Raw genomic sequence first — 15,012 nt, 5'->3', positions numbered from 1 at the left:
TGCCCGTCGGTGAAGGACGCAAGACCGGCCGTCGGTGCGGGCGCGCACCGCTCGACGACACGCGCACGGCCGGGGCTCAGCGACGCGCGCATGGCCATGGCTCAACGGCGCGCGTGCGGGAGCGGCTGAGCAGCGCGCGTGCGTCCTGGCCCGGCTGTGCGCCGTGCGTCCCGGCTCACCGGCGCGCGGCCGTCTCGTACGACGCGACGAGCGCCGGGCCCGGTCCCAGCACCCACCGCACCGCCGGTGTCGACGAGGCGCGCAGTGCTCCGGTCAGCCGGGTCATCGGCTCGGCGCCCAGCCGTACGGCGACGAGGGCGACGAGTGTGCCGAGGCCGAGGCCCGCCATGACGTCGTGCGGATAGTGCACGCCGACGAAGACCCTGGAGAGGGCCATGAGAAGGGCGAGCGGGGCGGTCAGCCACAGCAGCGCACGCCGGACCAGTGCCAGGGTCACTGCCGACGCGCCCGCGATCGTGGCGTGGTTGGACGGGAAGGACCAGTCGCCGTGCGGGGGGCATTCGGCCAGCGACACGGCCGCATCGGCCACCGCCCGGCACGGACGTTCCTCCGTGACAAAGGACTTGAGGACCTCACTGCACACATACGCCACAGCAGTGGCCAGAGGCGCAAGGACCGCTGTCGCGAAGGCGCGGGGGCAGTCGCGGCGAGCGCGCCACCAGCCGGCGGCGAACAGCGCGACGAAGACGAGCAGTCCGGCCTCCGTCCATGTCCTGACCCCGTGTTGTACCCACGACGGGGTGGTGTGGGCGAAGTCGGTGATGTCGCGGTAGAGCGTCGTGTCCTGGAAGGCCATGGTCACGGACGGTAGGCGAAGGGGCCGTTCCGTCACACCCGGCGATCGTCATGCCGCACACATGACGAAAGACGGGGTGGGAACGTGACTTCCGGAATGATGATCCGGAAAAGTTGTCGCTCCGAGCGGCGGGTGGGACGGGCTAACGTGCCGATCTCTCGTAAGGTTTGCGCCGTGGGATCTCTGCGCAATCCGGTCGGGCCGCTTCCCTCCTCCATCTACTGGCGTCGGAGGGTCGTACTGGTGTCTGTGGTCGCCGTGTTGGCGCTGCTGACCACCTGGATCGTGATGATGGGCGGCGGCGGCAAGGACCGTGACAACGGCGCCAACGGCAAGAATCCCGCGCCTTCCATCACGCCCGGGCCGTCGAGTTCGGGTCCGGCCATCAGCCAAGCACCCGGCGGACGCGACGAATCGGGCGGCGGCGGTTCCGGCGGCTCGTCGTCCGGCTCGGGCGACGGCTCCGGTGACGGCTCCGGGAACGGGTCCGGAGACGGTTCCGGCTCCGGCGACGGTTCCGGATCCGGCGACGGTTCCGGCTCCGGCGGCTCCGAGGGGGCGGGCGGTGACGGCGGCTCGGGGAGCGGCGCCACCGCGGGCGGCGTCGGCGCGGGCGACACCCTGCCGGCCGGTTCCACCCTCCCCAACTGCACCGCGGGCGCGGTGAAGTTCAGCCTGCGCAGCCGGCACAACACCTACGACCCCGAGCAGACGCCCACCTTCCTGCTGACCGCACGGAACGTCTCCGGCAGCGACTGCAAGATCGATCTCGGGCCGAAGAACGCGGTGTTCACCATCGCCCCGGCGAGCAGCGACGACGACTACTGGTCCTCCGAGGACTGCCCCAAGGCCGCCGCGCACCAGCTGTACCGGGTCGCCGCCGGCAGCGGCATCACCTACACCGTGAAGTGGGACCGCAAGCCGAGCGCTCCCGAGTGCGCCACGCCTCCCGCGGGCTCCGCCGGGGCGGGCACGTACCTGGTGGAAGCCAAGGCTCCGGGCTTTGCGAAGGTGCAGACGTCGTTCGTGCTCTCGGCCGACTAAGCCCCGGCGCCGAAACCGGCGAAGAGGCCCGGCAGAAGAGACGGTGGCGGTACGTCCGAGGGCGGTACCCCTTGCCGGGTACCGCCCTCAGCCAGTGCGGCAGGGTGCCCTGCGCGCTAGACGTACCGCTCCAGGATCGACGACTCCGCCAGGCGCGACAGGCCCTCGCGGACGCTGCGCGCCCGGGCCTCGCCCACGCCGTCCACCGTCTGCAGGTCGTCCACGCTCGCGGCGAGCAGCTTCTGCAGCCCGCCGAAGTGCTCGACCAGGCGGTCGATGATCGCGCCGGGGAGCCGGGGCACCTTGGCCAGCAGGCGGAAGCCGCGCGGGGAGACCGCCGAGTCCAGCGTCTCGGGTGCGCCGGTGTAGCCCAACGCCCGGGCCACCGTGGACAGTTCGAGAAGCTCGGCGTGGCTGAGGGCGTCGAGTTCGGCGAGGGCCTCGTCGACCGTGCGGGAACGCTTGGCGGTGGGTTCGGGGACGTAGTCCCGCACGACCAGTTCACGCTCGGGCTCCACGCCCGCGATCAACTCGTCGAGCTGGAGGGCCAGCAGCCGGCCGTCCGTGCCCAGCTCCACCACGTACTCGGCGATCTCGGTGGCGATGCGGCGGACCATCTCCAGACGCTGGGCGACCGCCGAGACGTCCCGGACGGTCACCAGGTCCTCGATCTCCAGCGCCGACAGCGTGCCCGCGACCTCGTCGAGGCGGAGCTTGTAGCGCTCCAGGGTCGCGAGGGCCTGGTTGGCGCGGGACAGGATCGCAGCCGAGTCCTCCAGGACGCGGCGCTGGCCGTCGACGTACAGGGCGATCAGCCGCATCGACTGGGAGACGGAGACCACCGGGAAGCCGACCTGCTTGCTGACGCGGTCCGCGGTGCGGTGCCGGGTGCCCGTCTCCTCCGTCGGGATCGTCGGGTCCGGGACCAGCTGCACGCCGGCGCGCAGGATCTTCGACAGGTCCGAGGACAGCACGATGCCGCCGTCCAGCTTGCACAGCTCGCGCAGACGGGTCGCGGTGAACTCGACGTCCAGGACGAAACCGCCGCTGCACAGCGCCTCGACCGTCTTGTCGGAGCCGAGCACGATGAGCCCGCCGGTGTTGCCGCGGAGTACCCGCTCCAGGCCGTCACGCAGGGCGGTGCCGGGTGCCACGGCGCTCAGGGAGGCGCGCATCAGGCCATCGGTACCGGCACTCCCGCCGGACTTTCCGGGAGCCGATGCCCGGTCGTTGGCTGCCACTGCACTCCTCCGGTCGCAGGTTCTGGGCGCCCCCGTGTCGCGCGCTCGGTTCGCACGGACGGGCGAGACCAGGGCAAAGTCTACCGGCGACCCTCCTCGTCCTGTGGGGCCTCTCGGCGACGGGAGCGGGGAAGGACCCGCAGGGCGTCCCCTATGTCCGCGACTTCCAGGACCTTCATGCCCGGCGGGACCTTGCCCGGATCGGCCGGTACCAGGGCATGTGTGAAGCCCAGACGGTGGGCTTCCGCCAGTCTGCGCTGCACGCCAGTGACCCGTCTCACCTCGCCCGCGAGGCCCACTTCGCCGATCGCGACGAGGTTCTTCGGGAGAGGTGTGTCACTCGCGGCGCTCGCCAGGGCGAGGGCGACGGCCAGGTCGGCGGCCGGCTCCGAGAGCTTCACACCGCCCACCGTCGCGGAGTAGATGTCCCTTTTGCCCAAGGCGCTGATCTGCCCGCGCTGTTCCAGCACCGCGAGCATCATCGAGACGCGGGAGGTCTCCAGACCCGAGGTGGTGCGGCGCGGGGAGGGGATCTGCGAGTCGACCGTGAGCGCCTGGACCTCGGCGACCAGCGGGCGGCGGCCCTCCAGGGTGACCGTCAGGCAGGTGCCCGGGACCGGTTCGGCCCGGCGGGTCAGGAAGAGCCCGCTCGGGTCGGCGAGGCCCGTGATGCCCTCGTCGTGCAGCTCGAAGCAGCCGACCTCGTCGGTGGTGCCGTAGCGGTTCTTGACGCCGCGCACCAGGCGCAGGCGGGCGTGCCGGTCGCCCTCGAAGCTCAGGACGACGTCCACCAGGTGCTCCAGCAGGCGCGGGCCCGCGATCGCGCCGTCCTTGGTGACATGGCCCACCAGCAGCGTGGACATGCCGCGTTCCTTCGAGGCCCGGATGAGGGCGCCCGCGACCTCCCGCACCTGGGCCATGCCACCGGGGGCGCCGTCGATCTCGGGGGAGGCCACCGTCTGCACCGAGTCCATGATCAGCAGCGACGGCTTCACCGCGTCCAAATGGCCCAGCACGGCCGCCAGATCCGTCTCGGCCGCCAGGTACAGGTGGTCGTCGATGGCGCCGATGCGGTCGGCCCGCAGCCGGACCTGGCTCGCCGACTCCTCGCCCGTGACGTACAGCGTGCGGTGCTCGTCGCTCGCGGACTTGGCCGCCACGTCGAGCAGCAGCGTGGACTTGCCGACCCCCGGCTCGCCCGCGACCAGCACCACCGCGCCGGGCACCAGCCCGCCGCCGAGCACGCGGTCCAGCTCGGGCACGCCGGTGGGGCGGGCGGTCGCCTGCCGTCCGTCCACCTGGCCGATGGGCAGGGCGGAGGTGGTGACCCGGCCCGGTGCCGTCGTACGCACCGCGGGCGCGCCGTACTCCTCGACCGTCCCCCAGGCCTGGCACTCGGGGCAGCGGCCGAGCCACTTCGCCGTCTGCCAGCCGCACTCCGTGCAGCGGTAGGACGGGCGGTCCTTGGTGGTCTTCGTACGGGCAGCCATGGACGGAACCGTAGCCGCAGGCACTGACATCGCGGGGGCCGGCCGACGGCGGCCACCTGCGCGCCAGGGGTTCGCCACCCCGCGCCAGCGGCGGAACAACCGGTTCATGTCCCCGATTGAGGGATCGTTTCACCCGTACGGATTAAATGTGCTCAAGCCGCCGGAAGGTGCCACTCCCGGCCCCCTACGGTCGCCGAATGATGAGCAGTACTCCGGAGATCTCGACCCGCTCGACCCGCACGGCCGGCGCACATCGGGCGCACCGGGAAGCGCGCGACCACGGGGCGGCGCGCACGCTGGCGCAGCGGCCGCCCGCGCGCTATGAGCCGTACCTGGACGGCCTGTTCACCTACTGCCTGTCGGTGCTGTGCGACCACGAGGCCGCGACCGCCGCCCTGGGCGACGTCCTCGCACTCGCCGAACGCCGCGGCCGGCAGGCCCCCGAGGCACCCGCGGACCGCAGGGCCTGGCTGTACGCGCTGGCCCGCTGGGCGTGCCTGCGCAAGCTGGCCGAGGCCAAGCAGAAACGTCTGAGCAGCCACGCGGCGGGCCGCACCGACCGGCGGCGCGCCGACCGGCCGACCGCCCCGGCCCCCTCCGAGGAGGTCCAGGAGCAGCGCCGCCGCGAACTGGCCCTGCTGGCCTGGCCGGAGGCCGCCGGCACCACCCCGGAGCAGCGCGAGGCACTCGAACTGGCCGTGCGCCACCACCTGGCCGCCCACGAGGTCGCCGCCGTCCTCGGCATGGACCTGGCCGCCGCCCGCGATCTGATCGCCTCCGCCGCGTGCGAGGTGGAACGCACGCGTGCGGCCCTCGCCGTGGTCGAGACCGGGGCGTGTCCGAGCGTCGCGCACCTCGTCGGAGACGACCGGCTCGTGCTCGGCACGGCCCTGCGCCGCGAACTCGTCAGGCACGTCGACGACTGCCCACGCTGCCGCCGCACCGCCGAGCGCGCCATCCCCGGCCGCTGGCCCGGCACCAGCGTCACGCCCGCCGAACTGCCCGTCCTGCCCGCGCCCCGCGCGGCCGTGCACGTCGCCATGGCCCACCACCCGCGCGCGCGGAACGCCGCTCCCCGCTTCGACCGGCGGGGCTTCCCGATGGATCCCAAGGACCACGCCGCCCGAAGGGACCGCCTTCGCGCGCGTGCCATCACCACGACCGTCGTCGCCACCGTCGTGGCCGCCCCCGTGCTGGCCCTGTGGGCCGCCTACCGGGGCACCCCGGTAGGCGAGGGCCAGGACGGCCGCTCGGCCTCCGCGCGCGAGGCGGACGACCCGTTCGGCCTGGACGGCGAGATGGCGGGCGGCGGCTACGAGAACACGGGTAACGCGAGCACGCGCCCCGGCCCCCGCTTCGACAAGGACGGCAAGGCCGACGTCTCCGTCGAGGTCATCGGCGTCGCCGGCGCGGGACGGGAGAGCGCCCTGGAGGTCACGGCCGACAACAGCGGCGACACCACCCTGATCACCCTGACCGCGAGCGGCCCGGCCCCGGTCCGCTGGTCCGCGTCCACGGGAGCCCCCTGGCTCTACCTCAGCCAGTCCTCGGGAACGCTCCGGCCCGGCGAGTCGTTGACGATCAAGGTGTACGTCGACCACCTGCGGGAGCCCGCCGGCCCCTGGCACGCGCAGGTGGCGGTGGCACCGATGGGCGCCGTCGTCCACATCGAGGGGTACGGCACCGCGCCCACCCCCTCCGGCCCGGACCCCCGCCCCAGCGACCCGGGCGACCCGGACCCGACCCACCCCGACCCGACGCCCACGACCTCCGCCCCGGACCCCGACCCGACGCCGACCACCCCGCCTCCGTCGGCCGACCCGGACCCCACACCCACACCGACGGACCCGGATCCGACCGACCCGGCGGACTCGACGCCACCGCCCTCGGACAGCGGCGACCCCGGCCCGGTCACGTCGTAGCCGGCCCCTCAGGCCCCAGGGGGCGCCGGATGCGCGGGATCCGCGGGATCCGCGGGATGCGGTGCCAGCAGCGGCAGCTGCGAGGCCAGCCGCTCCTCGCACAGCTCGACCAGCCGGTCGTAGCCGGCCTTGCCCATCAGCTCGATCAGCTCCGGCCGGTAGGAGACGTAGACGGGATCGCCCGCGCCGTGCGCCGAGGTCGCCGAGGTGCACCACCAGTGCAGGTCGTGGCCGCCCGGGCCCCAGCCGCGCCGGTCGTACTCACCGATCGACACCTGCAGCACACGCGTGTCGTCGGGCCGGTCGATCCACTCGTACGTCCGCCGCACCGGCAGCTGCCAGCACACGTCCGGCTTGGTCTCCAGCGGCTCGCGGCCCTCCTTCAGGGCGAGGATGTGCAGCGAGCAGCCCATGCCGCCCTCGAAGCCCGGCCGGTTCTGGAAGATGCACGAGCCCTGGAAGGGCCGCGTCTGCCGCTCGCCGTCCTCGTCCTCGGAGACCCAGCCGCCCTGAGTGCCCTCGGCGTGGTGCTGCCAGATGTCCGGCGTGAGCCTGGCCACATGCTCGGCGACGCGCTTCTCGTCGTCCTCGTCGGAGAAGTGGGCACCCAACGTGCAGCACCCGTCGTCCGCGCGGCCCGCCTGGATGCCCTGGCAGCCGCTGCCGAAGATGCAGTTCCAGCGAGAGGTCAGCCATGTCAGATCGCAGCGGAAGACCTGCTCGTCGTCCGCCGGATCAGGAAACTCCACCCACGCGCGAGCGAAGTCGAGGCCCTTCTCGTCGGATTCCACGACAGCAGGTGATTTGTCGCGCTTCGCCTTTTTCGTCTTTGGCACGAGTCCAGGGTACGGGCCGCGGTACGGGCCTTGTACCCCCGCCGAGGACGGCGGACGGCCCACAGGGCGCTAGCGTTCCGTACATGAGACTCGGTGTCCTCGACGTGGGATCGAACACGGTGCATCTGCTCGTGGTGGACGCGCACCCCGGCGCGTGCCCGCTGCCCGCGCACTCGCACAAGGCGGAACTGCGCCTCGCCCAGCTCCTCGACGGCGACGGCGCGATCGGCCCCCACGGCGTCGACCGGCTGGTGTCGGTGATCAAGGAGGCGCTCCAGGCCGCCGAGGACAAGGGTGTCGAGGAGGTCCTCCCCTTCGCGACCTCCGCCGTACGGGAGGCCCGGAACGCCGACGACGTCCTCGAACGCGTCCGCACCGAGACCGGCGTCGAGCTCCAGGTCCTCACCGGCTCCGAGGAGGCCCGCCTCACCTTCCTCGCCGCCCGCCGCTGGTTCGGCTGGTCGGCCGGGAAGCTGCTGGTCCTGGACATCGGCGGCGGCTCCCTGGAGGTCGCCTACGGCATCGACGAGGAGCCCGACGCGGCCGCCTCGCTGCCGCTGGGCGCCGGCCGTCTCACCGCCGGCTGGCTGCCCGGTGACCCGCCCGACCCGGAGGACGTCCGCGCCCTGCGCCGCCATGTCCGCACCGAGATCGCCCGCACGGTCGGCGAGTTCAGCCGCTTCGGCACCCCCGACCACGTCGTCGCCACCTCCAAGACCTTCAAGCAGCTGGCCCGCATCGCCGGCGCGGCCCGCTCCGCCGAGGGCCTCTACGTCCAGCGCGAGCTCAAGCGGGAGTCCCTGGAGGGCTGGGTCCCGCGGCTGGCCGCCATGACGGAGCGGGAGCGCGCCGAGCTGCCGGGCGTCTCGGAGGGCAGGGCCGGCCAGCTCCTGGCGGGCGCCCTGGTGGCCGAGGCCGCGCTGGATCTCTTCGGCGTGGAGCGCGTGGAGATATGCCCCTGGGCGCTGCGGGAGGGCGTGATCCTGCGTCGCCTGGATCACATGGAGTCCGTGTAGGGGGCCGAACGCTATGGCAAACACCACAACGGCCAAGAGGCCCCCCACCCCACCCCGACCACACCCCGTAATCTGTCCTGCATGGCAGAGCCAGCCGTGAAGATCCCGGACGCGAAGGTCGCCCTGTCGACGGCCTCGGTCTACCCGGAGTCGACGGCCACGGCCTTCGAGATCGCCGCGCGCCTCGGCTACGACGGAGTCGAGGTCATGGTCTGGACCGACCCGGTCAGCCAGGACATCGAGGCCCTGCGCAGACTCAGCGACTACCACCAGATCCCGGTCCTGGCCGTGCACGCCCCCTGCCTGCTCATCACGCAGCGCGTCTGGTCCACCGATCCGTGGACCAAGCTCCAGCGGGCCCGCGCGGCGGCCGAGAAGCTCGACGCCAGCACGGTCGTCGTCCACCCCCCGTTCCGCTGGCAGCGCCAGTACGCCCGGGACTTCGTCGCCGGCATCTGGCGCATGGCGAACGAGACGGACGTACGGTTCGCCGTCGAGAACATGTACCCCTGGCGCTACCGCGACCGCGAGATGCTCGCGTACGCCCCCGACTGGGACGTCACGAAGGACGACTACCGGCACTTCACCATCGACCTCAGCCACACCGCGACGGCCCGCTCCGACGCCCTCGACATGGTCGACCGCATGGGGGACCGGCTCGGCCACGTCCACCTCGCCGACGGCCGGGGCTCGGCCAAGGACGAGCACCTGGTGCCCGGCCGCGGCACCCAGCCCTGCGCCGAGGTGCTGGAGCGGCTCGCCCTGACCGGCTTCGACGGGCACGTCGTCATCGAGGTCAACACCCGCCGCGCGATGTCGAGCGCGGAGCGCGAGGCCGACCTGGCGGAGGCCCTGGCCTTCACCCGCCTGCACCTGGCCTCGGCGGTGAAGGTGCCGCGGCGATGACCGGCCGCCCCCCGGCCGGCAGCGCGTCCGGCACCACCGCCCGCCGCCGCGGCCGCCCCCCGCGCACGGAGTCGGCGGACACCCGCGACCGCATCCTGACCGCCGCCCGCGACGAGTTCTCCGAGCGCGGCTACGAGAAGACGTCCGTGCGCGGCATCGCCAAGTCCGCCGGGGTCGACTCGGCGCTCGTGCACCACTACTTCGGGACGAAGGAGCAGGTCTTCGAGGCGGCGATCACCCAGTCCTTCGGACCGGCCCTGCAGGCGCCGAAGGCCATCGAGGAAGGCCCGCTCGACGGGGTGGGGGAGCGCCTGGCCCGCTTCTTCTTCGGCGTCTGGGAGAACCCGGCGACCCGCGCGCCGCTGCTCGCCGTCGTCCGCTCCGCCCTCACCAACGACACCGCGGCCGCCGTCTTCCGGCGGATCATCGCCACGCAGGTGCTGCGCCGCATCGCCGTGCGGCTGGAGCTGCCGGACGCCGAGCTGCGGGCCGAGCTCGCCGCCGCCCAGCTCGTGGGCACCGCGATCCTGCGGTACGTCCTCAGGATCGAGCCGCTGGCCTCGGCGGACCCGGAGCAGGTCATCGCGCGGCTGGCCCCGGTCGTACAGGGACATCTGACCGATCCGTAAGGCGTGCGGGTGCCGTCGTCCGAGACGCGCATCCCGCATTCCGGACACTCTGTCCCGCCCACTGGATGACCGGCGTACGCTCGGTAGCAGTCAGAAATCTCCGAACTCTCTGACGCCGTCTCTGAAGGAGCGAGCGACGATGCCCGAGCTGAGGTCCCGCACAGTCACCCACGGCCGCAACATGGCGGGCGCCCGCGCCCTTATGCGCGCCTCCGGTGTACCGGGTGCGGACATCGGCCGCAAGCCGATCATCGCGGTCGCCAACAGCTTCACCGAGTTCGTGCCGGGGCACACGCACCTGGCGCCGGTCGGCCGGATCGTCAGCGAGGCGGTCGTCGCGGCCGGCGGCATCCCGCGCGAGTTCAACACCATCGCCGTCGACGACGGCATCGCCATGGGCCACGGCGGCATGCTCTACTCCCTGCCCTCCCGCGACCTGATCGCGGACAGCGTGGAGTACATGGTCGAGGCGCACTGCGCCGACGCCCTGATCTGCATCTCCAACTGCGACAAGATCACCCCGGGCATGCTGAACGCCGCCCTGCGGCTGAACATCCCGACGGTCTTCGTCTCCGGCGGCCCCATGGAGTCCGGCCGCGCCACGCTCGTCGACGGCACGGTCCGCACCCTCGACCTGGTCGACGCGATCTCCGACGCCGTGAACGACAAGATCTCGGACGAGGACATCCTCCGCATCGAGGAGAACGCCTGTCCGACCTGCGGCTCCTGTTCCGGCATGTTCACCGCCAACTCGATGAACTGCCTGACCGAGGCCATCGGCCTGTCCCTCCCGGGCAACGGCTCGGTCCTCGCCACGCACACGGCCCGCAAGGCGCTGTACGAGGACGCCGCCCGTACGGTCATGGACATCACCCGCCGCTACTACGAGCAGGACGACGAGACGGTCCTGCCCCGCAGCGTGGCGTCCTTCGCGGCCTTCGAGAACGCCATGGCGCTCGATATCGCCATGGGCGGCTCCACCAACACGATCCTGCACCTGCTGGCCGCCGCCCAGGAGGCGGGCGTCCCCTTCGGCCTCGACGAGATCAACGCGGTCTCGCGCCGCGTGCCCTGCCTGGCCAAGGTCGCCCCGAACGTCGCGAAGGACCGCACGTACTACATGGAGGACGTGCACCGCGCCGGCGGCATCCCCGCCCTGCTGGGCGAGCTGCACCGCGCGGGCCTGCTCAACGAGGACGTCCACTCCGTGCACAGCCCGACCCTCGCCGACTGGCTGAAGACCTGGGACGTGCGCGGCGGCTCCCCCTCCGCCGAGGCGGTCGAGCTGTGGCACGCGGCCCCCGGCTGCGTCCGCTCCGCCGAGGCCTTCTCCCAGTCCGAGCGCTGGGAGGCGCTGGACGAGGACGCCGAGGGCGGCTGCATCCGTTCCGCCGAGCACGCCTACTCCAAGGACGGCGGACTCGCGGTCCTCAAGGGCAACCTTGCGGTCGACGGCTGTGTCGTGAAGACGGCCGGCGTCGACGAGTCCATCTGGACCTTCGAGGGCCCGGCGGTCGTCTGCGAGTCGCAGGAGGAGGCCGTCCAGAAGATCCTCACCCAGCAGGTCAAGGACGGCGACGTCGTCGTCATCCGCTACGAGGGCCCCAAGGGCGGCCCCGGCATGCAGGAGATGCTCTACCCGACCTCGTACCTCAAGGGCCGCGGCCTGGGCAAGACCTGCGCGCTCGTCACGGACGGCCGCTTCTCCGGCGGCACCTCCGGCCTCTCCATCGGCCACGCCTCGCCCGAGGCGGCCGCGGGCGGCACCATCGCCCTGGTCGAGGACGGCGACCGGATCCGCATCGACATCCCGAACCGCTCCATCGAACTGCTGGTGGACGACGCCGAGCTGGCCCGCCGCGACCAGGCGCTGAACGGCGTGTACGCCCCGAAGAACCGCGACCGCAAGGTCTCGGCGGCGCTGCGCGCCTACGCGGCGATGGCGACCAGCGCGGACAAGGGCGCCGTGCGGGACGTGTCGAAGCTGGGCTGATCCCTTCTCGCGCCGAGGGCCGTCTCCCGCTGCGGGGGGGCCCTCACCCGCGTCACCAGGTGGCGGGATCGCCCGCGGGAACGGAGAAGACGGTGCCGTCGGGCGCGGCGGCGTAGAGGCGCCCGTCGGCAAGTACGGGGGCGGGCACGACGTCGGCGATCCGGTCCGAATGGGTACCGAGCCGCGGGGGCGTCTGCCCGAGCACCCTGCCCTCGCGTGCGTCCACGCCGAGCAGCCGCCCGTCGGGAGCGGAGAAGTAGACGTACCGGCCATCGGCCACCGGCGCGGAACCCCGGGTCACCGCGGTCTCCAGGCTCCACATGTGCTTCCGCGCCTCCATGTCGACGGCCACCAGTGATCCGCCGTCCCCCGTGAGGTACACGAGGTTGCCGCGCACCATGGCCTGGGGCTGTTCGAGTGCTACGGGCAGCTTCACCTGCCGAGAGGCGCCGTCGTCCGGCGTGTAGCGCACCAAGGCCTTCGCCGATCCGTACACCGCGTCGACAGAGACGAAGAGGACCGATCCGTCGACGACGCCGACAGGCCGCAGCGACCCCTCGAGCCGTACGTCCCATCGCACCTCGCCCGTGTCCGGGGCGACCGCGGTGACACGGGTACTCGACCCGTCGTCCGACGTGCTCGTGCCGTAGGCCAGCGGGTCTCCGGCGAAGGAGGCGAAGTACGGTGCCTGATGACCCTGGATCCGATGGTTCCACTTCGTCCGTCCCGAAGCGCTGTCCACGCCGGTGACCGTGCCGTCCACGCCGGTGACCAGGAGCACGTCCCCCGCGTGGGCCAGGCCGCTGTACGACGGCACCGTCTGCTGCCAGCGCGTGCTGCCCGAGCCGGGCTCGAAGGCCTCCAGCCGCGCCCCCCGATCCAGCGCGGGCTGCACGAGGCCACCGGACACGACGGGCCGTCCGCCCTGCGTCGTGGCGACGGTGCGCCGCCACAAAGGACGCCCGTCGGACGGGTCGAGTGCGAAGACGCGACCCGTCTGCGCGCAGACCAACGTCCCTTCGCCGTACGAGCACTGCGGCGTCCCCCTCTCGGGCGCCGACGTCGTTTCCCAGGGGGTGAACCCCGCCGCCGTGGTGCGCGGCTCGCTGCCGCCCGCCGGTGTCGGGTCGTCACCGCCGAGGAGGTGCACCGACGTCAACGCGGCGACCGTGGCCAGGCCCAGGAGGCCGGCCCCGGCCAGAGGCCACCAGCCCGGGTGTTTCCAGAACCGTCGTTCATGCTCAGTCACCCGCGGCTGCGGCCTCGGCTCGGGCTTCGGCATGTCCCCGGTCCGCTGCGCCGGTATGAACGCCTGCGTGTCGTACGAGGCCGCCACCGACCTCAGTTCCCGCATCAACTCGTCCGGTGTCGGCCGTTCCTCGGGCTCCTTGGCAAGACACCGCAGTACGAGCGGCGCGAGACTCTCCGGCACGCCGGTCAGATCCGGCTCGTCATGGACGACCTGGTAGGCGACGACATACGGGCTGTCCGAATCGAACGGCCCCCGTCCCGTGGCCGCGTGCACCATCACCGACCCGAGCGCGAAGACGTCGGCGGCGGGCCCCACCTCCCGGGGTCTTCGGAACTGCTCCGGCGCCATGAAGGGCGGAGTGCCGATCAACTTGCCCGTCTCGGTCCGCAGTTCGCTGTCCTTCGGCCGGGAGATGCCGAAGTCGATGACCTTGGGCCCGTCCTCGGCGAGGAGTACGTTGCTCGGTTTGAGATCCCGGTGCACCACACCGACCCGGTGGATGTCGCGCAGCGCCTCGGCCAGTCCGGCCATCAGGCGGCGCAACTCGGCGGGGCTCATGGCGCCGTTCCGCTTCACATGCTCGGACAGCGTCGGGCCGGGAATGAACAGCGTTGCCATCCAGGGCCGTTCGGCCTCCGGGTCGGCGTCGACGACGGGCGCGGTGAAGGCACCGCTGACCTGCCGTGCGGCCGCCACCTCCTGCCTGAACCGTCCCCTGAACTCGGGATCCCTGGCGAATGCGGCATGAACGACCTTCACCGCGAGCTTCATCCCGGACGTGCTCCGGGCGAGATGCACGATGCCCATCCCCCCGGAGCCCAGAGTCGACTCCAGCCTGTAGTGACCGGCGTATTCAGGGAGATCCGCTTCCGTGCCCGCCCCGGTACTGCCTCGTGGCGCCATGGAACCACCCCCGTGATCTTCGTCCGCGCGCGCGACGCACGGAGCCTAGTCGATGACTCGTTCGGGACAGAGGCGGCTTGCTAGTCTCCACACGCGAATTGCGCACGTGTGTTGCATGGCGTGACGCGGGGGAATCAACGGTGCTCCATGGCGGTCATGGGGCCCAACGGGGGGAGTTCTCATGTCTGTCGATCGTGTCGAAGAGACAACGAGCGGCCAGGTGACCGAAGCGGTCGGTACCGAGGTCACCACCACGGCTCTGCGCTACTACTCGGTCGCGCCCGGTGCCCGTCTCAACGTCCGCAGTGGCCCCGGCACCAACTACACCGTGGTCAGGATCCTGCCCGAGGGGGCGAAGGTCCCGATCCACTGCCAGTCGCCGGGCACCCGGGTGACAGGCCCCTACGGCACGACCAGCGTCTGGGACAACATCGACAACGGTCAGTACGTCTCGGACGCCTATGTGAACACCGGCAGCGACGGCTACATCCGTCCGCGCTGCTCCTGATCCGACCACGACTTTGGGACCACTCATGTCTTCCGTGAGACGCAGATCCATGATGCTCGCCGGGCTCACCGGAGCCCTCCTCATGGTGGGCGCCGCCACCTCCGAGGCCGCGCCGCTGCCTTCCTACCCGGTCGCGCCCGGCGTCAGCCTCGCCGTGCGCTCCGGCCCCAGCACCTCCTACGGCATCATCCGCTACCTTCCCGTGGGTGCCAGGGTGACGATCTTCTGTCAGAGGCCCGGCGAAACGATCACCGGTACGTACGGCACCACGAATATCTGGGACAACATCGACGACGGTGAGTACGTCTCGGACGCCTACGTGAAGACGGGCAGCGACGGCTACATCCGTCCGCGCTGCGCCTAGGTGTATTGATCACGAGCGTTGTTGACACCGGCCGGGCTTGATCATGGCGAAGACCTCCGGTGTGGTGGAGGTGTCGAGTCTTCACCGCACG

The 15,012-nt window shown here is 72.0% G+C and carries 13 protein-coding genes; 8 read left to right on the top strand and 5 right to left on the bottom strand.

Annotation, left to right across the window (positions count from 1 at the left end):
* Positions 1–175 precede the first annotated feature (175 nt).
* Complete coding sequence (locus ABT116_RS04090) at positions 176–817, bottom strand: phosphatase PAP2 family protein (RefSeq protein WP_351627473.1); 642 nt, start codon at positions 815–817, stop codon at positions 176–178.
* A gap of 174 nt (positions 818–991) precedes the next feature.
* Between ABT116_RS04090 and ABT116_RS04085 the strand changes: the two genes are divergently transcribed.
* On the top strand, positions 992–1,861 hold the full coding sequence (locus tag ABT116_RS04085; RefSeq protein WP_351627470.1) for a hypothetical protein: 870 nt from the start codon (positions 992–994) through the stop codon (positions 1,859–1,861).
* A gap of 116 nt (positions 1,862–1,977) precedes the next feature.
* Here the strand turns inward: ABT116_RS04085 and disA are convergent, their stop codons facing one another.
* Together disA and radA are read right to left on the bottom strand one after the other, a co-directional pair.
* A complete protein-coding gene (gene disA / locus ABT116_RS04080; protein ID WP_104783374.1) occupies positions 1,978–3,102 on the bottom strand; it encodes a DNA integrity scanning diadenylate cyclase DisA in 1,125 nt (374 codons plus the stop codon).
* A gap of 80 nt (positions 3,103–3,182) precedes the next feature.
* Complete coding sequence (radA, locus tag ABT116_RS04075) at positions 3,183–4,592, bottom strand: DNA repair protein RadA (protein ID WP_351627466.1); 1,410 nt, start codon at positions 4,590–4,592, stop codon at positions 3,183–3,185.
* Positions 4,593–4,789: 197 nt separating this feature from the next.
* Between radA and ABT116_RS04070 the strand changes: the two genes are divergently transcribed.
* On the top strand, positions 4,790–6,514 hold the full coding sequence (locus ABT116_RS04070) for a BACON domain-containing protein (RefSeq protein WP_351627463.1): 1,725 nt from the start codon (positions 4,790–4,792) through the stop codon (positions 6,512–6,514).
* An 8-nt stretch (positions 6,515–6,522) separates the two neighbouring features.
* On the opposite strand, the gene ABT116_RS04065 is transcribed toward ABT116_RS04070, so the two are convergent.
* Positions 6,523–7,350, bottom strand: a complete 828-nt coding sequence (locus ABT116_RS04065) for a DUF3109 family protein (protein ID WP_351627457.1) — start codon at positions 7,348–7,350, stop codon at positions 6,523–6,525.
* 83 nt (positions 7,351–7,433) lie between these two features.
* Between ABT116_RS04065 and ABT116_RS04060 the strand changes: the two genes are divergently transcribed.
* The 4 genes from ABT116_RS04060 (at position 7,434) to ilvD (ending at position 11,894) form a co-directional block, all read left to right on the top strand.
* On the top strand, positions 7,434–8,366 hold the full coding sequence (locus ABT116_RS04060; RefSeq protein ID WP_351627454.1) for a Ppx/GppA family phosphatase: 933 nt from the start codon (positions 7,434–7,436) through the stop codon (positions 8,364–8,366).
* A gap of 81 nt (positions 8,367–8,447) precedes the next feature.
* Positions 8,448–9,272, top strand: coding sequence for a sugar phosphate isomerase/epimerase family protein (locus ABT116_RS04055; protein ID WP_351627451.1), 825 nt, complete (start codon positions 8,448–8,450; stop codon positions 9,270–9,272).
* On the top strand, positions 9,269–9,901 hold the full coding sequence (locus ABT116_RS04050) for a TetR/AcrR family transcriptional regulator (protein ID WP_351627449.1): 633 nt from the start codon (positions 9,269–9,271) through the stop codon (positions 9,899–9,901). Before ABT116_RS04055 ends, ABT116_RS04050 begins: the two co-directional genes overlap by 4 nt.
* Positions 9,902–10,040: 139 nt before the next feature.
* Entirely contained in the window at positions 10,041–11,894 is a 1,854-nt protein-coding gene (gene ilvD / locus ABT116_RS04045; protein WP_351627446.1) for a dihydroxy-acid dehydratase, read from the top strand.
* A gap of 52 nt (positions 11,895–11,946) precedes the next feature.
* On the opposite strand, the gene ABT116_RS04040 is transcribed toward ilvD, so the two are convergent.
* Positions 11,947–14,049, bottom strand: a complete 2,103-nt coding sequence (locus tag ABT116_RS04040) for a serine/threonine-protein kinase (protein ID WP_351627444.1) — start codon at positions 14,047–14,049, stop codon at positions 11,947–11,949.
* Positions 14,050–14,230: 181 nt separating this feature from the next.
* Between ABT116_RS04040 and ABT116_RS04035 the strand changes: the two genes are divergently transcribed.
* Together ABT116_RS04035 and ABT116_RS04030 are read left to right on the top strand one after the other, a co-directional pair.
* Positions 14,231–14,557 (top strand): SH3 domain-containing protein, encoded by a 327-nt coding sequence (locus tag ABT116_RS04035; RefSeq protein WP_351627441.1) that lies wholly within the window; start codon positions 14,231–14,233, stop codon positions 14,555–14,557.
* 82 nt (positions 14,558–14,639) lie between these two features.
* Complete coding sequence (locus ABT116_RS04030; RefSeq protein ID WP_502983816.1) at positions 14,640–14,921, top strand: SH3 domain-containing protein; 282 nt, start codon at positions 14,640–14,642, stop codon at positions 14,919–14,921.
* The last annotated feature ends 91 nt before the right edge of the window (positions 14,922–15,012 follow it).

The sequence above is a fragment of the Streptomyces sp. NPDC002130 genome, assembly GCF_040296465.1.
Classification (GTDB): domain Bacteria; phylum Actinomycetota; class Actinomycetes; order Streptomycetales; family Streptomycetaceae; genus Streptomyces.
The sequence above is the reverse complement of the archived record's forward strand: the minus strand, read 5'-3'. Positions and strand labels throughout refer to the sequence as shown.